At 67.4% G+C, this 21724-nt stretch carries 21 protein-coding genes; 16 read left to right on the forward strand and 5 right to left on the reverse strand.

Going from position 1 to position 21724, the window contains the following annotated elements; genetic code table 11:
* Nucleotides 1-44: 44 nt before the first annotated feature.
* The 9 genes from ACZ5MJ_RS05885 (at nt 45) to ACZ5MJ_RS05925 (ending at nt 8386) form a co-directional block, all read left to right on the forward strand.
* Nucleotides 45-377 (forward strand): YbaB/EbfC family nucleoid-associated protein, encoded by a 333-nt coding sequence (locus tag ACZ5MJ_RS05885; RefSeq protein WP_078196851.1) that lies wholly within the window; start codon nt 45-47, stop codon nt 375-377.
* A gap of 12 nt (nt 378-389) precedes the next feature.
* Nucleotides 390-1004: a recombination mediator RecR gene (gene recR, locus ACZ5MJ_RS05890; protein WP_010814257.1), complete on the forward strand. Its 615-nt coding sequence runs from the start codon at nt 390-392 to the stop codon at nt 1002-1004.
* A gap of 67 nt (nt 1005-1071) precedes the next feature.
* Complete coding sequence (locus ACZ5MJ_RS05895; protein WP_464222879.1) at nt 1072-1977, forward strand: LysR family transcriptional regulator; 906 nt, start codon at nt 1072-1074, stop codon at nt 1975-1977.
* A gap of 179 nt (nt 1978-2156) precedes the next feature.
* Nucleotides 2157-3353 (forward strand): CaiB/BaiF CoA transferase family protein, encoded by a 1197-nt coding sequence (locus ACZ5MJ_RS05900; protein WP_464222881.1) that lies wholly within the window; start codon nt 2157-2159, stop codon nt 3351-3353.
* Complete coding sequence (locus ACZ5MJ_RS05905; RefSeq protein ID WP_464222882.1) at nt 3350-4318, forward strand: hydroxymethylglutaryl-CoA lyase; 969 nt, start codon at nt 3350-3352, stop codon at nt 4316-4318. Before ACZ5MJ_RS05900 ends, ACZ5MJ_RS05905 begins: the two co-directional genes overlap by 4 nt.
* A 51-nt stretch (nt 4319-4369) precedes the next feature.
* Nucleotides 4370-5395 (forward strand): Bug family tripartite tricarboxylate transporter substrate binding protein, encoded by a 1026-nt coding sequence (locus ACZ5MJ_RS05910; protein WP_464222883.1) that lies wholly within the window; start codon nt 4370-4372, stop codon nt 5393-5395.
* 180 nt (nt 5396-5575) lie between these two features.
* Complete coding sequence (locus ACZ5MJ_RS05915) at nt 5576-6619, forward strand: ABC transporter substrate-binding protein (protein ID WP_464222884.1); 1044 nt, start codon at nt 5576-5578, stop codon at nt 6617-6619.
* Nucleotides 6620-6752: 133 nt separating this feature from the next.
* Nucleotides 6753-7565, forward strand: coding sequence for an ABC transporter ATP-binding protein (locus tag ACZ5MJ_RS05920; RefSeq protein ID WP_432257499.1), 813 nt, complete (start codon nt 6753-6755; stop codon nt 7563-7565).
* Nucleotides 7566-7594: 29 nt separating this feature from the next.
* Nucleotides 7595-8386 carry an ABC transporter permease gene (locus ACZ5MJ_RS05925; RefSeq protein ID WP_464222885.1) on the forward strand — a complete coding sequence of 264 codons (792 nt, stop codon included), beginning with the start codon at nt 7595-7597 and terminating at the stop codon, nt 8384-8386.
* Between the two features lie 63 nt (nt 8387-8449).
* On the opposite strand, the gene ACZ5MJ_RS05930 is transcribed toward ACZ5MJ_RS05925, so the two are convergent.
* Both ACZ5MJ_RS05930 and ACZ5MJ_RS05935 read right to left on the reverse strand, forming a co-directional pair.
* Entirely contained in the window at nt 8450-9859 is a 1410-nt protein-coding gene (locus ACZ5MJ_RS05930) for a sensor histidine kinase N-terminal domain-containing protein (protein WP_464222886.1), read from the reverse strand.
* On the reverse strand, nt 9856-10530 hold the full coding sequence (locus ACZ5MJ_RS05935) for a response regulator (protein WP_432257496.1): 675 nt from the start codon (nt 10528-10530) through the stop codon (nt 9856-9858). Before ACZ5MJ_RS05935 ends, ACZ5MJ_RS05930 begins: the two co-directional genes overlap by 4 nt.
* A gap of 220 nt (nt 10531-10750) precedes the next feature.
* Between ACZ5MJ_RS05935 and ACZ5MJ_RS05940 the strand changes: the two genes are divergently transcribed.
* Nucleotides 10751-11809: a porin gene (locus tag ACZ5MJ_RS05940; protein ID WP_464222887.1), complete on the forward strand. Its 1059-nt coding sequence runs from the start codon at nt 10751-10753 to the stop codon at nt 11807-11809.
* A 199-nt stretch (nt 11810-12008) separates the two neighbouring features.
* Here ACZ5MJ_RS05940 and ACZ5MJ_RS05945 read toward each other — a convergent pair whose 3' ends face one another.
* Nucleotides 12009-12983, reverse strand: coding sequence for an NADPH:quinone oxidoreductase family protein (locus ACZ5MJ_RS05945; protein ID WP_464222888.1), 975 nt, complete (start codon nt 12981-12983; stop codon nt 12009-12011).
* 207 nt (nt 12984-13190) lie between these two features.
* Between ACZ5MJ_RS05945 and surE the strand changes: the two genes are divergently transcribed.
* Genes surE through ACZ5MJ_RS05970 form a run of 5 tightly spaced genes read left to right on the forward strand, consistent with a single transcriptional unit; the run spans nt 13191 to nt 17796 of the window.
* A complete protein-coding gene (surE, locus tag ACZ5MJ_RS05950) occupies nt 13191-13943 on the forward strand; it encodes a 5'/3'-nucleotidase SurE (protein ID WP_464222889.1) in 753 nt (250 codons plus the stop codon).
* A gap of 42 nt (nt 13944-13985) precedes the next feature.
* Nucleotides 13986-14897, forward strand: coding sequence for a protein-L-isoaspartate(D-aspartate) O-methyltransferase (locus ACZ5MJ_RS05955; RefSeq protein WP_464222890.1), 912 nt, complete (start codon nt 13986-13988; stop codon nt 14895-14897).
* Nucleotides 14898-14905: 8 nt separating this feature from the next.
* Complete coding sequence (locus ACZ5MJ_RS05960) at nt 14906-15766, forward strand: peptidoglycan DD-metalloendopeptidase family protein (RefSeq protein WP_464222891.1); 861 nt, start codon at nt 14906-14908, stop codon at nt 15764-15766.
* A 6-nt stretch (nt 15767-15772) separates the two neighbouring features.
* Nucleotides 15773-16960: an RNA polymerase sigma factor RpoS gene (rpoS, locus tag ACZ5MJ_RS05965; RefSeq protein ID WP_464222892.1), complete on the forward strand. Its 1188-nt coding sequence runs from the start codon at nt 15773-15775 to the stop codon at nt 16958-16960.
* Nucleotides 16957-17796 carry a 3'-5' exonuclease gene (locus ACZ5MJ_RS05970; protein ID WP_464222893.1) on the forward strand — a complete coding sequence of 280 codons (840 nt, stop codon included), beginning with the start codon at nt 16957-16959 and terminating at the stop codon, nt 17794-17796. Before rpoS ends, ACZ5MJ_RS05970 begins: the two co-directional genes overlap by 4 nt.
* 27 nt (nt 17797-17823) lie before the next feature.
* Here the strand turns inward: ACZ5MJ_RS05970 and ACZ5MJ_RS05975 are convergent, their stop codons facing one another.
* Entirely contained in the window at nt 17824-18678 is an 855-nt protein-coding gene (locus tag ACZ5MJ_RS05975) for an endonuclease/exonuclease/phosphatase family protein (protein WP_464222894.1), read from the reverse strand.
* A gap of 257 nt (nt 18679-18935) precedes the next feature.
* Here ACZ5MJ_RS05975 and rlmD point away from each other — a divergent pair, with 257 nt between their 5' ends.
* Nucleotides 18936-20240 (forward strand): 23S rRNA (uracil(1939)-C(5))-methyltransferase RlmD, encoded by a 1305-nt coding sequence (gene rlmD / locus ACZ5MJ_RS05980; RefSeq protein ID WP_464223665.1) that lies wholly within the window; start codon nt 18936-18938, stop codon nt 20238-20240.
* Nucleotides 20241-20289: 49 nt separating this feature from the next.
* On the opposite strand, the gene ACZ5MJ_RS05985 is transcribed toward rlmD, so the two are convergent.
* On the reverse strand, nt 20290-21615 hold the full coding sequence (locus tag ACZ5MJ_RS05985; protein ID WP_464222895.1) for an IS4 family transposase: 1326 nt from the start codon (nt 21613-21615) through the stop codon (nt 20290-20292).
* Nucleotides 21616-21724 lie beyond the last annotated feature (109 nt).

Here is a 21724-nt window from a genome sequence, read left to right on the forward strand (position 1 = left end):
ATTACCGTCACCGAATTTCTTACCGAATCCAGGAGCATTCCATCATGATGAAAGGTCAACTCGCCGGGCTGATGAAGCAAGCCCAGCAGATGCAGGAAAACATGAAGAAGATGCAGGAGCAGCTGGCCCTGATCGAAGTCGAGGGCCAGTCCGGCGCCGGTCTCGTCAAGGTGCTCATGACCTGCAAGAACGACGTCAAGCGCGTCACCATCGACCCCAGCCTGCTGGCCGAGGGCGAGGACAAGGACCTGCTGGAAGACCTGGTCGCCGCCGCCTTCAACGACGCCGTGCGCAAGGCCGAAGCCACCACGCAGGAAAAGATGGGCTCGATGACCTCCGGCCTGCCTCTGCCCCCGGGCTTCAAGCTGCCGTTCTAAAGACAACCAACCGTGAAGGCATCGTCCCCGACCTCGCTGCAGGCACTGGTCGAAGCGCTGCGGGTGCTGCCCGGCGTCGGGCCCAAGTCCGCCCAGCGCATGGCCTACCACCTGCTGCAGCACGACCGCGAGGGCGCGCGCAAGCTGGGCGATGCACTGCGTGGCGCGGCGGACCATATCCGCCACTGCCAGCGCTGCAATACCTTCACCGAGCAGGAGATCTGCGAGACCTGCCTGGACGACCGCCGCGACGCGTCGGTGCTGTGCGTGGTGGAAACCCCGGCCGACCAGGTCATGATCGAACAGACCCTGACCTATCGCGGCAAGTACTTCGTGCTGATGGGCCGGCTCTCGCCGCTGGACGGCATCGGCCCGCGCGAGATCCACCTGGACCGGCTGCTCGCGCGCGCGACCGAGCCCGAGCTGGGCGGCCCGGTCGGCGAAGTCATCGTCGCCACCAACTTCACCAGCGAGGGCGAGGCCACCGCGCACTATATCGGCGAGATGCTCAAGGCGCGCGGCCTCAAGGTGTCGCGCCTGGCGCGCGGCGTGCCGGTGGGCGGCGAGCTGGAATACGTCGATGCCGGCACCATCGCCCGCGCGGTAATGGACCGCCGCAACCTCTGAGCACGATCGCGCGGGGCCGCTTGCCCGCGCGCCGGTCTTCGGATTTCTACGCCTTCTTGCCCGCCCCATGAACCTGGCCCGCTTCGATCTTGTCACGCTTGGCTTGTTCGTCGCCGTGGCCCGGCAGGGCAGCATCTCGGCCGGCGCGCGCCAGTCGCACCTGGCCGTGGCGGCCGCCAGCAAGCGCATCTCCGACCTGGAAACCTCGGTCGGCGCGCCGCTGTTCTTCCGCCATGCCGCCGGCGTGCAGCTCACCGAAGCCGGCCAGGCCTGCTTCCACCACGCGCTGACCATCCTGCAGGATGTGGAGCGCATGGCCGGCGTGATGTCGGACTACGCCTCGGGCGTGCGCGGGCAGGTACGGGTGTGCGCCAATACCTCGGCGATCACGCAGTTCCTGCCCGACGACCTGGCGTCGTTCATGCAGCGCCATCCCACCATCCGCATCGAGCTGGAAGAGCAGAACAGCCGCGACATCGTCGCCGCGCTGGTCGAGAACCGCGCCGATGTGGGCATCTTTGCCGACCGCACTCCCGCCGCCGGGCTGATGACGATCGAGTACCGGCAGGACGAGCTGGTCATCATCACGCCGCCCAACCACCCGCTGGCCACGCGCGGCCCGGTGCGCTACGCCGATACGCTGGAATTCGACTTCGTCAGCCTGCCGCAGGAGACTTCGCTGGCTGCGCGGCTGCTGGAGGAGAGCAGCCGGCTGGACCGGCCGTTCCGGCTGCGCATCCAGGTGCGCAGCTTCGATGCCATGTGCCGCATGGTGATGGCGGGGCTGGGCGTGGGCGTGCTGCCGCGCATCGCGGCCGAGCCGCACGTCAAGTCGATGGGGCTGTCGCTGGTGTCGCTGCAGGACGCGTGGGCGCGCCGCTCGCTGCTGATCGGGCTGCGCGACCCGGCCGGGCTGACCGTCTCCGCACGCTTGCTGATCACCCACCTGTGCGGGGACCGGGCGCCGTTCTGACGCTTGCTGCCTAGGGCTTTCCCCAGCCCTTTCGCGTTCCGAGAAAGCCCGCTTCACCGATTGCCGATTCCTGGCAAGCCCCGTGCTGGGGCACACTCCGTCCGAACGCAATGTATGGCACGCCAGTCATTGGCCTTGCCGCACTGCAACAAGACAGCCGCATCGCACGGAGACACCCCATGGCGCAACAGATCCTCGAGGGCATTCGCGTCCTCGAACTCGGACAACTCATCGCCGGCCCTTTCGCCGCCAAGACCCTGGCCGACTTTGGCGCCCACATCATCAAGGTGGAGCCGCCGGGGCAGGGCGACCCCTTGCGCAAATGGCGCATGCTGCACGAAGGCACCTCGGTCTGGTGGGAAGCGCAGTCGCGCAACAAGGAATCGATCTGCATCGACCTGCGCCAGCCGGAAGGCCAGGCGCTGGTGCGCAAGCTGGCCGCCGAGGCCGACGTGCTGATCGAGAACTTCCGCCCCGGCACCATGGAGAAGTGGGGCCTGGGCTGGGACGTGCTGCATGCCGACAACCCGCGCCTGATCATGCTGCGTGTGTCGGGCTACGGCCAGACCGGCCCGAAGAAGGACGAGCCCGGCTTTGCCGCCGTGGCTGAAGCCATGGCCGGCCTGCGCCATCTGACCGGCGAGCCGGGCCGCGCGCCGGTGCGCGCCGGCCTGTCGCTGGGCGATACCATCGCCGGCCTGCACGGCGCCATGGGCGTGCTGCTGGCGCTGTATCAGCGCGACGCGCGCGGCGGCGAAGGCCAGGTCATCGACGTGGCGCTGTATGAGTCGCTGTTCAACCTGAGCGAAAGCCTGCTGCCGGAATACTCGGCCTTCGGTGCGGTGCGCCAGCCCGCCGGCGGCGCGCTGCCGGGGATCGCGCCGTCGAACGCCTACCCCTGCGCCAGCGGTGAATACGTGCTGGTGGCGGCCAACGGCGACGCCATCTTCAAGCGCATGATGCTGGCCATCGGCCGCGCCGACCTGGCTGACGATCCCGCGCTGGCGCGCAACGACGGCCGCGTGCAGCGCGTCGACGAGATCGATGCCGCGATCGCCGACTGGACCCGCACGCAGACTGTGGACGCGGCGCTGGCGGTGCTGCGCGACGCGCAGGTGCCGTCAGGCCGCATCTATACCGTCAAGGACATCGCCGAAGACCCGCACTACCGCGCCCGTGGCGTGATCGAATCGGTGACCTCGGCCGGCGGCCTGACGGTGGAAGTGCCGGGCGTGGTGCCCAAACTGTCGGCCAGCCCCGGCGCCATCCATGACCGCGCGCCCACGCTCGGCGAGCATACCGATGACGTGCTGAAGCAGGCGGGCTTCGATGACGCGGCTATCGCCGACCTGCGCGCGCGCAAGGTGATCGCATGAGCGCCGCCAGCCGGTTGCGCGGCCCCGCGCGCGTCGAGATCAACGAAGTCGCGCCGCGCGACGGCCTGCAGATCGAGCCGGTGGTGGTGCCGACCGACGCCAAGGTGGCCTTCCTCGATGCGCTCTCGGCCTGCGGCTTCGCCCGCATCGAAGCCACCTCGTTCACCTCGGCCCGCGCCATTCCCGCGCTGGCCGATGCCGAGGCGCTGATGCACCGCATGCAGCGTCACGCAGGCGTGCGCTACACCGCGCTGGTGCCCAACCTGCGCGGGCTGGAGCGTGCGCTGTCGTGCCGCCCGGACGAGGTCAACCTGGTGATGTCGGCCAGCGAGACGCACAACCGCGCCAACCTGCGCATGACGCGCCGGCAGTCGCAAGAGCAGTTGCTGGCGATGATCGGGGCGGCGCGCGGCGCCGGGGTACCGGTCAATATTTCGCTGTCGACGGTGTTCGGCTGCCCCTTCGAGGGCGAGGTCGATAGCGCCGCGGTGATGGCGCTGGCCACGCGCTTTGCCGAGGCCGGCGCGGCCGGCATCACGCTGTGCGACACCACCGGCATGGCCTATCCGGACCAGGTCGCGGCACTGTGCGAGACCTTCCAGGCAGCGCTGCCGCGTACCGGCCTGACCATCCATCTGCATAACACCCGCGGCATGGGCCTGGCCAATGCCCTCGCTGCCTGGCAGACCGGGGTGACGCGCTTCGACGCGGCCGCCGGCGGCCTCGGCGGCTGTCCGTACGCCCCCGGTGCCAGCGGCAATGTCAGCACCGAAGACCTGGTCCACATGTTCGACTGCATGGGCGTCGAGACCGGCGTCGACCTGGGCGCGCTGCTCGACGTGGTGGCCGGCATGCCGGCGCTGGTCGGGCGCGACCTCCACAGCCAGCTGCTCAGCGCCGGCCCGCGCCTGCGCACGCACCAGCCGCCGGCCTGGATGGCGGAGCATTTCGCCGGGCAGGTCTAGTACGGCCCGCCGGTACAAGAACAAAACAATCACAAGATAACGGAGACCCTCATGAAGAAAGCCCTTCAACACAAGCCAGTCATGGCCGCGATGCCCGCACGGCGCAGGGCCGTGGCTGCCGCGCTGGCGGCGCTCGGTGCGGCGTGGTTCGCTCCCGCAGCGCTGGCGCAGGACGGCAGCTATCCCAACCGTCCGGTGACGCTGGTGGTATCGGCCGCGGCCGGCGGCACCACCGACCTCGCGGCGCGGATGATTGCCGAACCGCTGTCGAAGGCCCTCGGCCAGCCGGTGGTGGTGGACAACCGCCCCGGCGGCAATGGCGGCATTGCCGCGCAACTGGTGGCGCGCGCCAGGCCGGACGGCTACACGCTGATGCTGCAGTACTCCGGCTTCCACGTGATCACGCCGCTGCTGTTCAAGAACCTGTCGTGGGACCCGGTCAGGGACTTCGCGCCGGTGGCCAATATCCTGTCGGCGCCGCAGGTGCTGGTGGTGCGTCCGAGCCTGCCGGTCAAGACGCTGAAGGAGCTGGTGGCCTATGCCAAGGCCCATCCGGACAAGCTCAACTACGCCTCGTCGGGCAACGGCTCGCTGCAGCACGTGTCGACCGAGCTGCTGAACCAGATGGCCGGCACGAAGATCACGCACGTGCCCTACAAGGGCACGGGCCCGGCCATGACCGACCTGCTGGGCGGCTCGGTCGACCTGACCATCACCACGCCGCCGCCGCTGATGGGCCATATCGCCGCCGGCAAGCTGCGCCCGCTGGTGGTGACCAGCAAGACCCGCCTGCCCAGCCTGAAGGACGTGCCGTCGGCGCCCGAGGCCGGCTATCCCGACCTGGACGTGTCGTCGTGGTTCGCGATGTACGCGCCGGCGGGCACGCCCAAGCCGGTGATCGACAAGCTGACCGGCGAGATCGAGAAGATCATGCGCACCGAAGCTTTCCGCAAGAAGGCCGAGGAACTGGGCGCCGAGGCGAAGTACATGAACCCGCAGCAGCTGGCGCAATACCAGCAGGCGGAACTGGTGCGCTGGGCCAAGGTGATCAAGTCCGCCGACATCCACGCGGAATGATGGCGAGGGCTGGATCAAGGTGATCGAAAGGTGAGGGCGCTAAGCTGACGCGTCTGCTAAGTATTGATACCGATGCGGTGTATCGCACGGTCCGGTAGCATCGCAAATTGCCGCACCGCGGCGCGCCCCCTTTCAAGGGCACGTTGCCGCAGCGCCAGTCCAAACGGGTAGGAGATCCACATGTATAACAAGAAATTCTGGAAGCAATTCCTGATCGCGCTGGCGTTGTTCCTGGCTGGCTGGTTCACCTTCGGCCAGGCACAGGCGCAGGGCAAGCCCGAGAAGACCAAGGTCACCATCGCGGTCGGCGGCAAGAACCTGTTCTACTACCTGCCGCTGACCATCGCCGAGCGCCTGGGCTACTTCAAGGACGAAGGGCTGGACGTCGAGATCGTCGACTTCGCCGGCGGCGCCAAGGCGCTGCAGGCCGTGGTGGGCGGCAGCGCCGATGTGGTCTCGGGCGCCTATGAGCACACCATCAACCTGCAGGCCAAGGGCCAGCGCTACCAGGAATTCGTGCTGCAGGGGCGCGCCCCGCAGATCGTGCTGGTGGTGTCGAACAAGACCATGCCCAACTACAAGTCGATCGCCGACCTGAAGGGCAAGAAGATCGGCGTGACCGCGCCGGGCTCTTCGACCAACATGATGGCCAACTTCGTGCTGGCCAAGGCCGGCCTGAAGCCGTCTGACGTATCCTTCATCGGCGTGGGCGCCAGTGCCGGCGCGGTGGCGGCGATGCGTTCGGGCCAGATCGACGCCATGGCCAACCTGGACCCGGTGGTGTCGATGCTGACCCAGAAGAACGAGGTGCGCATCGCCTCGGATACCCGCACGCTCAAGGACACGCAGGCCGTGTTCGGCGGCAGCATGCCGTCGGGCTGCCTGTATGCCTCGCAGGCGTTTATCCACCAGAACCCCAACACCACCCAGGCGCTGACCAACGCCATGGTGCGCGCGCTCAAGTGGCTGCAGAAGGCGGGCCCGTCGGATATCGTCAAGACCGTGCCGGAAAGCTACCTGCTGGGTGACCGCGCGCTGTACCTGGCCGCGTGGGAGAAGGTCAGGGAAGCCATCTCGCCGGACGGCACCATGCCGGCCGATGGCCCGCGCACCGCGTTCAACGCGCTGAGCCAGTTCGACGCCGAGCTGAAGGGCAAGCCGGTCAAGCTGGAAGAGACCTACACCAACGCCTTCGTGCAGAAGGCCAACGCCAAGTACAAGTAAGACCCCTGCCGCCGGTGCCACCGGCCCGCTGTCCGCAGCGGGCCTATGCTTCGCAGCATCGATGGCCAATCCATCATCACCCGCCCGTGCCGCGCCCCCCGGCGCCGACGCCGCGGGACCGAGACGGTACACCATGAGCACTCCCGCACTTTCCCTCGACCAGGTCACCTGCACCTTTGTCTCGCGCGATGAGCGCAGCCAGCGCTATACCGCGGTCAAGGATGTCACGCTGTCGATCCAGCCCGGCGAATTCGTATCCGTGGTCGGCCCGACCGGCTGCGGCAAGTCCACGCTGCTGAACGTCGGCGCCGGCCTGCTGGAGCCTTCCAGCGGCGAGGTGCGCGTATTTGGCGAGCCCCTGCGCGGCATCAACCGGCGCGCCGGCTACATGTTCCAGGCGGAGGCGCTGATGCCCTGGCGCAGCGCGCTGGATAACGTCGTCGCCGGCCTGGAATTCCGCGGCGTGGCACGTGCCGAGGCCGTGCAGCAGGGCGAGGAATGGCTGCGCCGCGTGGGCCTGGGCGGCTTTGGCGACCGCTATCCGCACCAGCTCTCGGGCGGCATGCGCAAGCGGGTCGCGCTGGCGCAGACGCTGGTGCTGGACCCGGACATCATCCTGATGGACGAGCCGTTCTCGGCGCTGGATATCCAGACCCGCCAGCTGATGGAGAACGAGGTGCTGGAACTGTGGGCCGCCAAGCGCAAGGCCGTGCTCTTCATCACCCACGACCTGGACGAGGCCATCGCCATGAGCGACCGCGTGGTGGTGCTGTCGGCCGGCCCCGGCACGCATCCGATCGGCGAGTTCGAGATCGACCTGCCGCGCCCGCGCGACGTGGCCGAGATCCGCAACCATCCGCGTTTTGTCGAGCTGCACGCCGCGATCTGGGACGTGCTGCGCGAGGAAGTGCTCAAGGGTTACGCCCAGCAGCGCAAGGTGGCCTGAGCCATCCAACAAACAAGACCTGAATCCCGATGGCATTCCGTACTGACTCCAAGGGCATGCTGCGTGTCTGGCAGCTGCTCGTCCTGGTGGTGATCCTCGGCGTGTGGCACCTGGCCACGCGCTCGCAGGAGGTTGCCTTTTTCTTCGGCGAGCCGCTGATGGTGGCGCAGCGCATCTGGAACTGGTTTATCGTCGAGCGCGATATCTACCTGCACCTGGGCGTGACGCTGATCGAAACCGTGCTGGCCTTCGGCATCGGCACGGTGGCGGGGCTGGGCGTGGGCCTGTGGCTGGCGCTGAGCCCGCTGACCTCGGCCATCCTCGATCCCTACGTCAAGGCCATGAACTCGATGCCGCGCGTGATCCTGGCGCCGATCTTCGCGGTCTGGTTCGGCCTGGGCATCTGGTCGAAGGTAGCGCTGGCGGTGACGCTGGTGTTCTTCATCGTCTTCTTCAACGTCTACCAGGGCGTCAAGGAAGTGAGCCCGGTGGTGCTGGCCAACGCGCGCATGCTGGGCGCCAACCACAAGCAGCTGCTGCGCCATGTCTACCTGCCGAGTGCGACCAGCTGGGTGTTCTCGTCGCTGCATACCTCGGTGGGCCTGGCCTTCGTGGGCGCGGTGGTGGGCGAATACCTGGGCTCGGCGCGCGGCGTGGGCTACCTGATCCTGCAGGCCGAAGGCACGTTCGACATCAATACCGTGTTTGCCGGCATCGTGGTGCTGACGGCGTTTGCGCTGGTGCTGGACTGGATGGTCGGCACGGGTGAGAAGCGGTTGATGAAGTGGCAGCCGAAGAGCGGGGAGACGGAGAAACTCTGAACTGAAGCGCCGCTGCAAAGCAAAAGGGCGGCTGCGGCCGCCCTTTTGCTTTGCCGGTCGCGCTCAGCCTGCGGCCCCTGCCTCCGGCGCATCCAAGCAGACCGACACCGTCAGCCCGCCTCCCGGCGTGTCGCCAAGCATCACCGTCGCACCATGCAGCCGCGCGATCTCCCGCACGATCGATAATCCCAGGCCCGTGCCATCCACCGCCTGTCCGCGTTCGCCCCGATAGAAGCGCCTGAACACGGCATCGCGTTCGGCCGGCGCAATGCCGGGGCCATTGTCGATCACCTGCAGCCGAGGCACGCCGCCATCCAGCGCCACGCGCACCGTCACCACCGCGCCGCGGCCCGCATAGCGGATCGCGTTGTCGATCAGGTTGCCCGTCAGTTCCTGCAGCAGTTCGGCCTGGCCCGCGACCTCGACCGGTCCTTCCTGCTCGAAGCCCAGGTCCACCTCGCTGCCACGCGCCACCGGCGCCCAGTCCAGCGCCACGCCCTGCGCCAGCGTATCGAGCCGCAGGGGCCTGAGCGCGGGCATATAGCCCGCGTCGGGTTCCAGCCGCGACAGCGAGAGCAGCTGCTGCACGCCCTTGGACGCGTGGCGCACGGTGCCGTGCAGCAGCCGCATATGCTCGCGCACGCGTTCGCCGTCGCGCTCGCGCAGCGCCAGCTCGGACTGTGCCTGGATGATCGCCAGCGGTGTCTTGAGCTGGTGCGCGGCATCGGCAAAGAAGCGCTTGCGCGCCTGCACCATGCCATGAAGCCGGCCCATATACTGGTTCAGCGCCTGCACCAGCGGCTTCATCTCGGCGGGCAGGTCCTTCTGTTCGATCGGGTCGAGCTGCGTGCCGCGCTGTGCCACGGTGTCGGAGAGCCGGTTCAGCGGCCGCAGCCCGCGCCGCACCCCGAGCCAGACGATGCCCAGCGCCAGCGTCACCAGCATCAGCTCCTGCAGCAGCGAGCCGATCAGGATGTCGCGCGCCACCAACTGGCGCGGCTCGATGGTCTCGCCCACCAGTACCCATACCAGCCGCGCATGCGCCGAGCCCACGTCGTGCACCGGCAGCGGCTGGGCCGCCATGCGCAGCGGCTGGTCGCGGAATACGGTGTCATAGAACACGGTGCGGTACAGCCGCAGCGGCGCCTCGGCCGGCATCGGCAGGTCGTCGTAGCCGGTCACGGTGGCGCCGTGCTCGTCGCGGATGCGGTAGTAGATGTGCGGCCCGGTCTGGTCGTCGAACAGTTCCAGCGCCAGGTTGGGCACGTCGACGTCAAGCCGCCCCTCGCGCAGGCTGATGCCTTCGCGCATCGCGCGCAGCGACGCCTCCAGCGTGCGGTCGAAGGCGATATGCGCGGCCGACATGGCGCGCTCATAGGTCATCCACGCGTCCAGCGCGAGCAGGCCCATCAGCGGCAGCAGCAGCCACAGCGACAGCTGCAGCCGCAGGCTGGGCGCCCGGCGCGGCTTCATGCCGCCGGCCGCGCTTCGAGCAGGTAGCCCAACCCGCGCAGCGTGACGATGGCCACGCCGCTGCCGTCGAGCTTCTTGCGCAACCGGTGCACGTAGATCTCGATCGCGTCCGGATTGACCGATTCGTCGATGCCGAAGATCTTCTCCGACAGGGCGCCCTTGTTGACCGCGCGGCCGTCGCGCAGCAGCAGCACTTCCAGCACGGCACGCTCGCGCCCGGTCAGTGGCAGCAGCTCGCCATGGAGCAGGAAGGCGCGGCTGATGCTGTCGTAGTGCAGCGGGCCACAGGCGATCTGCGTGCTGTCGTGGCCATGGGCGCGGCGGATCAGCGCACGGGCGCGCGCTTCCAGCTCGGACAGGTCGAAGGGCTTGGCCAGGTAGTCGTCGGCGCCCAGGTCCAGCCCGCGCACGCGGTCCTCGACCGAGCCGTGCGCGGTCAGGATCAGCACCGGCAGCGGGTTGCGGCGCTGGCGCAGGCGGCGCAGCACTTCCAGCCCGTCCAGGCCGGGCAGGCCCAGGTCCAGGATCAGCAGCGCGTAGTCCTGCGTGCTCAGCAGGTTGTCGGCGCTGCGGCCGTCGTGCATGCAGTCGACCGTGAAGCCGGCCTGGCCCAGGGCCTGGCTCAGGGAGTTCGCCAACATCACATTGTCTTCGGCAAGCAGGATACGCATGGGGCAGGGCAGTCAGGCGGCAATACGGGAAAAACGGCCGCAACGGCCGAGGCCAGACTCATACAGGGAAGCGCGCCCGCTTTGAAGCTAGGGAAACCACCAACGCCGCGGCGGCGCGTGCCCGCGAAAAGCCTGCATTCCGAAAGCGAACTGAAAGTGCGTGTCCCCTACCATCCGGCCGGCTAACGATTACCACAACAAGCACAAGCAAGGAGAGAGCATGAAGCGTACGGCAATGGCACTCGCAGCGATGGGTCTGGCTGCGGCCGGGTCGGCATCCGCCCAATCGAGCGTGACCATGTATGGCCTGGTGGACGCCGGCATCGAATATGTCAGCCACGCGGGCCCGAACGGCTCGGCGGTCAAGCTGACCTCGGGCGGCAAGAACACCTCGCGCTGGGGCATTCGCGGCAGCGAAGACCTGGGCGGTGGCCTGAAGGCGGTGTTCGCCCTGGAAAGCGGCATCGCCATCGACACCGGCAGGCTGGACACCGACAACACGCTGTTCGACCGCCGCGCCACGGTGGGCCTGTCCAGCCGCTACGGCCAGGTGGTGCTGGGCCGCACCTTCACCACGACCTACGACTTCATGCTGCCGTTCGACCCGATGGGCTACGCGCCGGCTTATTCGTGGGCCACCTCGTCGACCGCGACCGGCGGCCGCAAGGACGGGCTGTTCTCGCGCGCCTCGAATGCGATTCGCTATGACGGCACGTTCGGCGGCCTGAAGCTGGGCGCGACCGTTGCGATGGGCGAAGTGGCGGGGGATTTCAAGAGCTCGTCCAAGTACGCGCTGGGGGTGGGCTACAACGCCGGCAAGTTTGCCGCGGCTGCCACCTGGGACCGCCAGAACGGCGCCGGCAGCAGCACCACGCCGGCCGACAGCACCAACTACATCCAGGGCATCCATGCCGGCGCCAGCTACGACTTCGGCAACCTGGCGCTGTTCGCCGGCTACCGCAACTACAAGCGCACCTTCACCACTGGCGCGCCGGATGACCGCAGCGACATGTACTGGGGCGGCGCCAGCTACGACTTCACGCCGGCGTTCACGCTGTACGGCGCGGTCTACAAGCAGAACATCAAGGGCGGCAGCAATGCCGACCCGATCCTGTACTCGCTGCGCGGCCAGTACGCGCTGTCCAAGCGCACGCTGGCTTATCTGTCGGTGGGTTATGCCGAAGCGCGCAACGGCCAGAAGGTCAGCGTCTCGCGCGACCTGGTCGGCTTCGGCAGCAACCAGACCGGCGTGATGGCCGGCCTGCAGCATCGCTTCTGAGGGTAGGACGGCCTCGTTGGCCTGCTTTGTCTGATTGGGAACTGCCAGCCGCCTGGCGCATGGGTGTGCGCCATCCAGGGTGGCCGGCAGCTTGAGGCGTGTTGCCTCAGCCGGGCGCAGGGCGTAGCCGCACGCCTTGCGCCCATTCTTTTACCGGCGGGCCTGCCCGTGAGCGAACCGCCGCCGGCGTGCGTGCCGCTCAGGGCACGATCACGATCTTGCCGGTGACCTTGCGCGCTTCCATGTCCTTGAGCGCCTGCGGAGCCTGCTCCAGCGGATAGCGCGCCGAGATATGCGGGCGGATCTTGCCTTCCTTCATCCAGCCCAGCATCTGCGCCATATTGGCCTGGTTGGCCTTGGGCTCGCGCCGCACAAAGTCGCCCCAGAACACGCCCACCAGCGAGGCGCCCTTGAGCAGCGCCAGGTTCAGCGGCAGCCTGGGGATCTCGCCGTTGGCGAAACCCACCACCAGGTAGCGGCCGCGCCAGCCGATCGAGCGGAAGGCCGGTTCGGCATAGATGCCGCCCACCGGGTCGTAGATCACGTCCGGGCCCTTGCCGTCGGTCAGCGCCTTGACGCGCTCGCGCAGGTCCTCGGTGCTGTAGTTGATGAACGCGTCGGCGCCGTGCTCCTTGCACACCGCCAGCTTTTCGTCGGTCGAGGCGGCCGCGATCACACGCGCGCCGATGGCCTTGCCGATCTCGATTGCCGCCAGGCCGACGCCGCCGGCCGCGCCCAGCACCAGCATGGTCTGGCCGGCCTTCAGTTCGCCCCGGTCGATGACCGCGTGATGCGACGTGCCGTAGGTCAGCGTGAAGGCCGCCGCGGTCTCGAAGTCGATGCCCGGGGGCATCGGCACCACCGACGCCGCCGGCGCCTTGGCCTGGCTGGCGAATGCGCCATTGCCCAGGTAGGCAATCACCTTGTCGCCCGGCTTGACGTGGGTGACGCCTTCGCCCACCGCATTGACCACGCCGGCCAGTTCCGAGCCCGGGCTGAACGGCAGTTCAGGCTTGGCCTGGTATTTGTTCTGGATGATAAGCACATCCGGGAAGTTGACGGCGGCCGCCTTGACGTCGATGACCACTTCGCCCTTGGCCGGCACCACGTCGGGCAGGGTTTCGATGGTCAGCGAATCGGGCGGGCCCCAGGCTTTGCACAGTACGGCTTTCATCTTGTCTCCGGTGATATTGGTGGCATTCCGCGCCAGTCAAGCTTATGCGGACGGGCAGGGAAAGTGTAGCGCAGAAATAGCACGGTCGTTCTGTTCCATGCCGAAGCTGTGGAGGTGGTTATTTGCGGCCTGCATACCGCGCCAGAAACGCGCTTTCAGGGCGGCGCGCGGGCCGCTTGCACCCGCGCGCTCAGGTACAATCGCGCCATGCACATCCTTCTCGCCAACGACGACGGTTATCTCGCGCCGGGACTGGCCGTTTTGCATGCTGCGCTCGCGCCGCTGGGCCGGATTACGGTCATCGCGCCGGAGCAGAACCATAGCGGCGCCTCCAATTCCCTGACCCTGCAGCGCCCGCTGTCGATCTACGAAGCGCGCGAAGGCGTGCAAAAAGGTTTTCGCTTCGTCAACGGAACGCCGACCGACTGCGTGCATATCGCGCTGACCGGGCTGCTCGACGAAAAACCCGACCTGGTGGTGTCAGGCATCAACCAGGGACAGAACATGGGCGAGGACGTGCTGTATTCCGGCACCGTCGCCGCCGCCATCGAGGGCTACCTGCTGGGCATTCCGTCGGTGGCCTTCTCGCAGGTGGACAAGGGCTGGGAACACCTGGACGCCGCCGCGCGCGTGGCGCGCACCGTGGTGGAGCGCATCATCGGCACGCCGCCCGCCGAGCCCTTCCTGCTCAATGTCAATATCCCGAGCCTGCCGTTCGAACATATCAAGGGCTACCGCGCCACGCGCCTGGGCAAGCGCCATCCGTCGCAGCCGGTGATCACGCAGGTCAATCCGCGCGGCGACACCAACTACTGGATCGGGCCGGCTGGCGATGCGCGCGATGCCAGCGAGGGCACCGATTTCCACGCGACCGCGCAGGGCTATGTCTCGCTCACGCCGTTGCAGCTCGACCTGACCCACCGCGGGCAGCTCGACGCGCTCGAACAGTGGCTGAAGTAGGCCGCCTGTCCTGAGCCGCAGAGTCGCCGTATCGCGCCCCCGATGAGTCCCACGCCCCCCCGCAACAAGTTTCCGCTGCCGCTGGATGCGGTAGTCGAACGCAAGCCCGCGCCTGCCCGCACCGCCGGCATGCCTGCCGTGGGCGCGCCGCGGCCGGCAGCGCCTGCACCCAAGCCGGCCAAGGCGCGCCTGCCGCGCTCGCAGGCACCGGCGCCCGCGCCGGTGCCTGCGAGCGCGGTCGAGCAGCGCGCCTCGGCGGCTACCGCCGGTGGCGGCGGCATGGCCTCGGCACGGGCACGGGTTGCGCTGGCGGCGCGGCTGCGCGCCGCGGGCATCCGCGACGAGCGCGTGCTGTCGGCCATTGCCACCGTGCCGCGCCACCTGTTCGTCGAGCCGGGGCTGGCATCGCAGGCGTATGAAGACGCCGCGCTGCCGATCGGCCACCAGCAGACCATCTCCAAGCCGTCGGTGGTGGCGCGCATGATCGAGCTGCTGCGCGAGGGCTTGGCCGCCGATATGCCGCTGGAGCGGGTGCTCGAGATCGGCACCGGCTGCGGCTACCAGGCCGCGGTGCTGAGCCAGGTGGCGCGCGAGGTTTTCTCGATCGAGCGCATCCGGCCGCTGCATGAGCAGGCCAAGGCGAACCTGCGGCCGCTGCGCGTGCCCAACCTGCGCCTGCATTACGGCGACGGCATGCTGGGATTGCCCCAGGCCGCGCCGTTCTCGGCCATCATCCTTGCCGCCGCCGGCATGGAGGTGCCCGAGGCGCTGCTCGAGCAGCTGGCCGTGGGCGGGCGCCTGATCGCCCCGGTGGCGGTGGTGCCGCCGGCGGGCGTGCCGGGCCAGACCGTTACCCAGCAGCTGTTGCTGATCGAGCGACGCAACCGCCATCGCTTTCACAGAACCGCGCTTGAAGCCGTTTTCTTTGTGCCCTTAAAATCGGGCACCATCTGAGTCGAACTATGCACAACATCGTGAAATCGCAATATTTCGCACGCGCCGGACAATTTTTTGCGGCCTCGGCGCTGACGGCCCTGCTGGCCGCCTGCGCCAATTCGCCGATGCCGGCGCCGGTCGTTGACCGTACCTCCACTTCCGGTACCACGGCCGCGACGCAGGAACCGGCCCCCCCTGGATACTATCGGGTCAAGCGAGGCGATACCCTTTACCGTATTGCGCTGGAAAACGGCCAGTCGTACCGCGATGTGGCAGCGTGGAACAACCTGAGCAATGTGAACCAGATCGAGGTCGGCCAGCTGCTGCGCATCGTGCCGCCGGGTGCCGACGTCAACACTGCGCCTGGCGTGGCCACCATGCCGGTGGCGCCGGGTACGGTGCAGGCGCAGCCGATCGACCAGGCCCGCCCGGCGGGCACGCCGGTGACCCCGCCGGCCGCCGCGCCGGCGCCCGCGGCAGCGCCTGGCGCGGCCGCGGCCCCGTCGGCGCCGGTCGCCGACGGTTCGATGAAGCTGGCCTGGCCGGCAACCGGCCAGATGGTCGCTAAATTCGACGACAAGGGCAATAAAGGCATCGATATTGCGGGCAAGAAGGGTGATGCGGTGCTGGCCGCGGATGACGGTCGGGTGATTCACGTAGGCCCCTTGCGCGGCTACGGGAATCTTGTCATCATCAAACACAACGAGACATTTCTTACTGCTTACGGGCACAACGACAAGGTGCTTGTGACTGAGCAATCCACGGTCCGAAAAGGCCAGAAGATTGCGGAGATGGGCAACAGCGATACCGACCGGGTAAAGCTTCATTTCGAAGTCCGCAAGAACGGCAAACCGGTTGATCCGATGCGGTACCTGCCGCCACAGTGAGGGTTCATGCCACGCCAGAAAACTGTCTCCTCCGGAACCGTCAGCAGGGCACGCCGTCCCAAGCAGCCGGAAGTGAAGGCTGGTGTGGCACATCCCGACGAGCGCGCCGATGCGGAAGGCTTCGAGCCTGATCTCGCGGCCGAGCTGATTCCCGTGACCGACGAACCGATCGCCACGTCCGCCTCAGTGGGCCTGCGCGAGGCCGACCTGCTTGCCGACGACAGCGAGCGCAACGAGCGCCATCTGCGCGACGACGACGAGGACGAGTCGGAGGACGAGGAAGAGGACGGCGCGGAGAATGGCACCGATGGCGCCGCCGCCGAGCATGACGATTTCCGCACGGTGCTGCATACCGAGCTGGCCGCGGACACGGTCCAGCATTACCTGAACCGCATCAGCATCAAGCCGCTGCTGTCGGCGCCGGAAGAACTGCATTTCTCCACGCTGGCCAAGGACGGCGACTTTGCCGCGCGCCAGGTCATGATCGAGCGCAATCTGCGGCTGGTGGTCAGCATCGCAAAGGGCTACCTCAATCGGGGCGTGCCGCTGCTCGACCTGATCGAGGAAGGCAACCTCGGCCTGATGCACGCGATCGAGAAATTCGATCCGTCGCGCGGCTTCCGCTTCTCGACCTACGCGACCTGGTGGATCCGCCAGAGCATCGAGCGCGCCATCATGAACCAGGCGCGCACGGTCCGCCTGCCGGTCCACGTGATCCGCGAGCTCAACCAGGTGCTGCGCGCCAAGCGCCATCTGGAGAAGGGCGGCACCGACGGGCGCGACGCCAGCCTTGAAGACATCGCCCACCTGCTGGGCAAGACGCCGGACGAAGTGCAGGACGTCCTGGCACTCAACGAACATACCACCTCGCTCGATACGCCGTTCGATCTCGATCCGGGCTCGAGCCTCCTGGATTTCCTCTCCGACGAGCACAACGCCGCCCCCGACCAGGAGGTGGCGCACCGCGAGCTGGAAGGGCTGATGAAGCTCTGGCTGGCGCGCCTGTCGGAAAAGCATCGCTATGTGGTGGAGCGCCGCTTCGGCCTCAACCATATCGAGCCCGCCACGCTGGAAGAGCTCGCCGAGGAGATGGGCCTGACGCGCGAGCGCGTGCGCCAGATCCAGCAGGAGGCGCTGGTCAAGCTCAAGCGGCATTTCGCTTCGCAAGGTGTCAGGAAGGACGCCGTTTTATGACCACTGTGCTGGTATTCGACATCGAGACCATTCCCGATGTCGCCGGCCTGCGCCGTTTGCACGACCACCCCGATGCGATGAGCGACGCCGAAGTCGCCGAGCATGCGTTTGCCGCCCGCCGCGAAAAGACCGGCAGCGATTTCCTCCCGCACTACCTGCAGCGCGTTGCCGCGATTTCCTGCGTGCTGCGCCGCACGCACCGCGACGGCTCGGCGGTGTTCCATGTCGGCTCGCTCGGCACCCCGCAAGACGGCGAGGCCACGCTGATCCAGAAGTTCTATGAACTGATCGCGCGCTACAGCCCGCAACTGGTTTCATGGAACGGCGGCGGCTTCGACCTGCCGGTGCTGCACTACCGCGGCCTGGTCAACGGCGTCACGGCGCCGCGCTACTGGGAGATGGGCGAGGGCCGCGACGACGACAGCCGCGACTTCAAGTGGAACAACTACATCAGCCGCTACCACATGCGGCACCTGGACCTGATGGACCTGCTGGCGATGTACCAGCCCCGCGCCAGTGCGCCGCTGGATGACCTGGCCAAGCTGTGCGGTTTCCCCGGCAAGATGGGGATGGACGGCAGCAAGGTCTGGCAGGCTTACCAGTCGGGCCAGCTCGACGAGATCCGCGCCTATTGCGAGACCGATGTCGTCAACACCTACCTGATGTACTGCCGCTTCCAGCTGATGCGCGGCGGGCTCTCGCCGCGCGAGTTCGACGTCGAGATGGAGTTCGTCCAGGAATCGCTGGCCGAGCTGCCGGGCGAGCAGTGGATGGAATACCTGCAGGCGTTTCGGCTGCAGCGTCTCACGCCCGAAGCCGAAGATCTCGAAGACTGAGGCCGGCGGCGTCCCGCCGGTACGGATTCACAGATCCAGTGACAACAGGATCGGCTGGTGGTCCGAGCCGGCGGTATCCCCATCGACCTCGCAGTGCAGGATGCGCGCGGCAAGGTTCTCTGTCACGAACATGAAATCGCAGGCGAACGGCGGCTCGGGCCATTGCTCCTTGTCGTAGAGGGCGCAGGTGGGCGCATGCGGCTGGCCGGGATGCGTGTGCAGCCAGGCATCGCGCCAGAGCGGCGTTGCATCGTCAAAGGGCTCGAGCACGCGGCGATAGGCGATATCGTCGGGTTTGCTGTTGAAGTCGCCGCACAGGACGGCCTCGGACGGGCGCGGCTCCGGGGTGAACGGGCCCGGCCATTGCTCGCTGCGTCCGGGGTGGCGCGCATGGCCGCAGGCTTCGGCGTGCCAGTTGCGCAAGGCCTCGGCCTGGGCGGCGCGCTGGTGTGACGAATAATACTCAAGATGCGTGCAGATCACGCGCAGCCGCCGGGTGCCGACCTCTACCGTGGCTTCCAGGGCCACGCGCGGCATCGACGCCACCTGCGGGTCCGCCGGCCAGGGCAGTGCATGGCGGAAGGCTTCGCGCACCGGCAGGCGCGTGGCAATCAGGTTGCCGAACTGCTTGCGGCCTCCGGTGGCGGTGCGCCGGTCGACGCCCGGCGCGTAGAGCAGGTGGTAGCCGGGCAGCAGGGCGGTCAGTTCCGCCACCTGGTCTTCACCCGGGCTGCCGCGCAGTTCGCCGAACCCGCGCGTGACCTCCTGCAGGCATATGACGTCGGCTTCGGCAATGCCGCGCAGGGTGTCGACCTGGCGGGCCAGGTCGACATGCCCGTCGGCGCCGCGGCCCCACTGGATATTCCACGAGATCAGTTCCATTTGCCGTCTCCGTCACATCGCCGGGACGCTGCCACCGGTGGCAGCCCGGTCTGGCATACAATCCCGCTTTCGCAAAACAATACGTCAGGTTTCGTCTGGTGTCCCAAGCCGTGTCCTCCCCCCAAGAAACGCCGGCAGCCCCGGCCGCTGTTGCCGATTCAGGTGCTGCTCCCGCCGCAAAAGAGTCCCGTGTCCGCGCTGCCGCCGATGCTGGCGCCCCCGCGGCCGATCCCGTGGTATCGATCGACAGCCTCGACATGGAGGCCCGCGGTGTCGGCCGCCTGGTGAACGAGGACGGCACGCCTGGCAAGGTGATTTTCGTCGAGGGCGCGCTGCCCGGCGAAACCGTCAGCTACCGCAGCTACCGGCGCAAGCCCAGCTACGAGCAGGCTCACCTGGCCGAGATCCGGCAGGAGTCGGTGATGCGGGTGACGCCCGGCTGCCAGCATTTCGGCGTCTGCGGCGGGTGCTCGATGCAGCATCTGGACTCGCGCGCGCAGCTGGCGATCAAGCAGCGCGTGCTGGAAGACAACCTGTGGCACCTTTCCAAGGTGAAGCCGGACGTGGTGTTCCGCCCGATCGCCGGCCCGGACTGGGGCTATCGCTACCGCGCGCGCCTGACCGTGCGCCATGTGGCCAAGAAGGGCGGGGTGCTGGTCGGCTTCCATGAGCGCAAGAGCAGCTACGTGGCCGACATGACCCGCTGCGAGATCCTGCCGCCGCATGTGTCGGCCATGCTGGTGCCGCTGCGCGAACTGGTCGGCGGGTTGTCGATCCGCGACCGCATGCCGCAGATCGAACTGGCCGTGGGCCAGGAGGTCACCGCGCTGGTGCTGCGCATCCTGGAACCGCTGACCGATGCCGACAAGGACCTGCTGCGCGCCTTCGCCGACGAGTACAAGGTGCAGTTCTGGCTGCAGCCCAAGGGCCCGGACACGGTTTACCCGTTCTACCCGGCCGATGCCGAGCTGGCCTACACGCTGCCGGAATTCGGCATCCGCATGCCGTTCAAGCCAACCGACTTCACCCAGGTGAACCACCAGATCAACCGTGTGCTGATCGGCCGCGCGCTGCGCCTGCTGGACGCGCAGCCGCAGGACCGCCTGCTCGACCTGTTTTGCGGCATCGGCAATTTCACGCTGCCGCTGGCCACGCAGGGCAAGTCGGTGATGGGCATCGAAGGCAGCGAGGCCCTGACCACGCGCGCGCTGGCCAACGCCGAATACAACGGGCTGGCGGCCAGGACCGGGTTTGCATGCCGCAACCTGTTCGAGGTCACGGCCGAGGACATTGCCGCGCTGGGCCGCTTCGACCGCTGGCTGGTCGATCCGCCGCGCGAAGGCGCGCTGGCCGTGTGCAAGGCGCTGGGCGAACTGGCGCAGCAGGGCAGCGACGTGCTGCCGCAGCGCATCGTCTATGTCTCGTGCAGCCCGGCCACGCTGGCGCGCGACGCCGGCCTGCTGGTGCACGAGGCGGGCTACCGGCTGAGCGGCGCGGGCGTGGTCAACATGTTCCCGCATACCTCGCATGTGGAGTCGATCGCGGTATTCGATCGCGGCTGATCGCGCAGATGCGCCAAAAGAAAAACCGGCCATCAGGCCATAATGCCGTTCAGTTAAGGTCCCTATTGAGGAAGCGAACGGCATAGCGTGAAGGGCGGGACTTGACGACCCGGTCGCATGAGCGACCGGGTCGTTTCACATTGGGCAGCGACTTTAGGCGCTCGCGTAGGCGCTGCAGGCAGGCGGGCAATTTCGCGTAGGCTGGCGTGACAGCTGCCCACATCATCTCGTGCTGGATGACATGGAAGGCACGCACGAAGCTCATGTCAGTCGGCGCGAGCTTCGCTTCTCGGGCGGCGCTGGCCATCTCGCGACGAATCAGGTTGTAGGCGATCAAGGCGCCCCAGATTTCCTGGCATACCCCATCGACGGTTCGGCTACGCAGGGTCAGCTCCATGCCGAGCATCGACTGCTTCAGTTCCCGGTAGCTCGTTTCGATCTGCCAGCGCCGCTCGTAACTGGCGACGATGTCAGCAGGTTTGAAGCGTCGGCGATCGAGCAGCGACGTCAGCAGAATTCGGCTACGTCCGCGTGCATCGATCGTTCGGATTGCCCGCGCCTGCCAGAACTCCGGCAGTGCCGGACACTTCTTGCGTGCCTGCGGCGAGACACGCATGCGTACCGTGGCGTCCTCGGCCGTGCCGGCCGTCACCTCCCAGCGCGTGTTGGACTTGGCCGGAATCAGGAAGTGGCGGTTGTGCCCGCCCATCGTCAGACCGCACAGGATCTCGGCAGCCAGGAAGCCTTTGTCGAATACCGTCAGCGAATCATCCGGTATCTGCGGCAACAAGCCTTTGGCGTACACCATCTCATTGCTGTCATAGCGACCGAAGCTGGCACCTGCCACCAGGTGCGTGGGGATCGCAGTCAGCGTCACCATGCGCACCTGCGGATAGCTGGCGACCCTGCGAGCGTAAGCTTGGGCGCCAAAGTGCTCGCGGTTGGCAGGGCTGTCGGCTGTGCGTAGCGTCGTGCCATCCATCGCCCACAGGCTGAGTCCCTTGAGGGCGTAGTCGCTGGCGTCCTGCAGACTCCAGGCGCGCGCTGTTCGTTCGAACAGCCAGGCCAGCGGCGCCTCGCCAACGCGCTGGCGGGCTTGCGTCGCCGCGCTCTTGCTGACGAACGGCGCCACCTCGTCAGGCAGGGCCAGTTCCAGATTGTCGAGCACTTCGCTGATCGACCAATGGCGGTACATCGCCAGCGCAATCACCAGCCAGACCACCTGTTCAGCGGGCAATCGACGGCGACGGATACTTGCCGCTCCCGTCGCCTCTACCGCACGCTCAATCCACTCATATGGAAGATGTTCGGCCAGCCGACTCAAGTCGGCTGGCTGTTGCGCTTCGAGCAGGAACGTCAGGTGACTGGAGAGCATCGCGCCCGAAAGTTAACACCTCGGCGCACGGTTTACAACTCCCTCTGACGCTACATACAAAAATGCCGCTCAGCTCTTAACTGAACGGCATTAGGCCATCAGGCCGGTT

The organism is Cupriavidus sp. LA-1 (genome assembly GCF_055385985.1).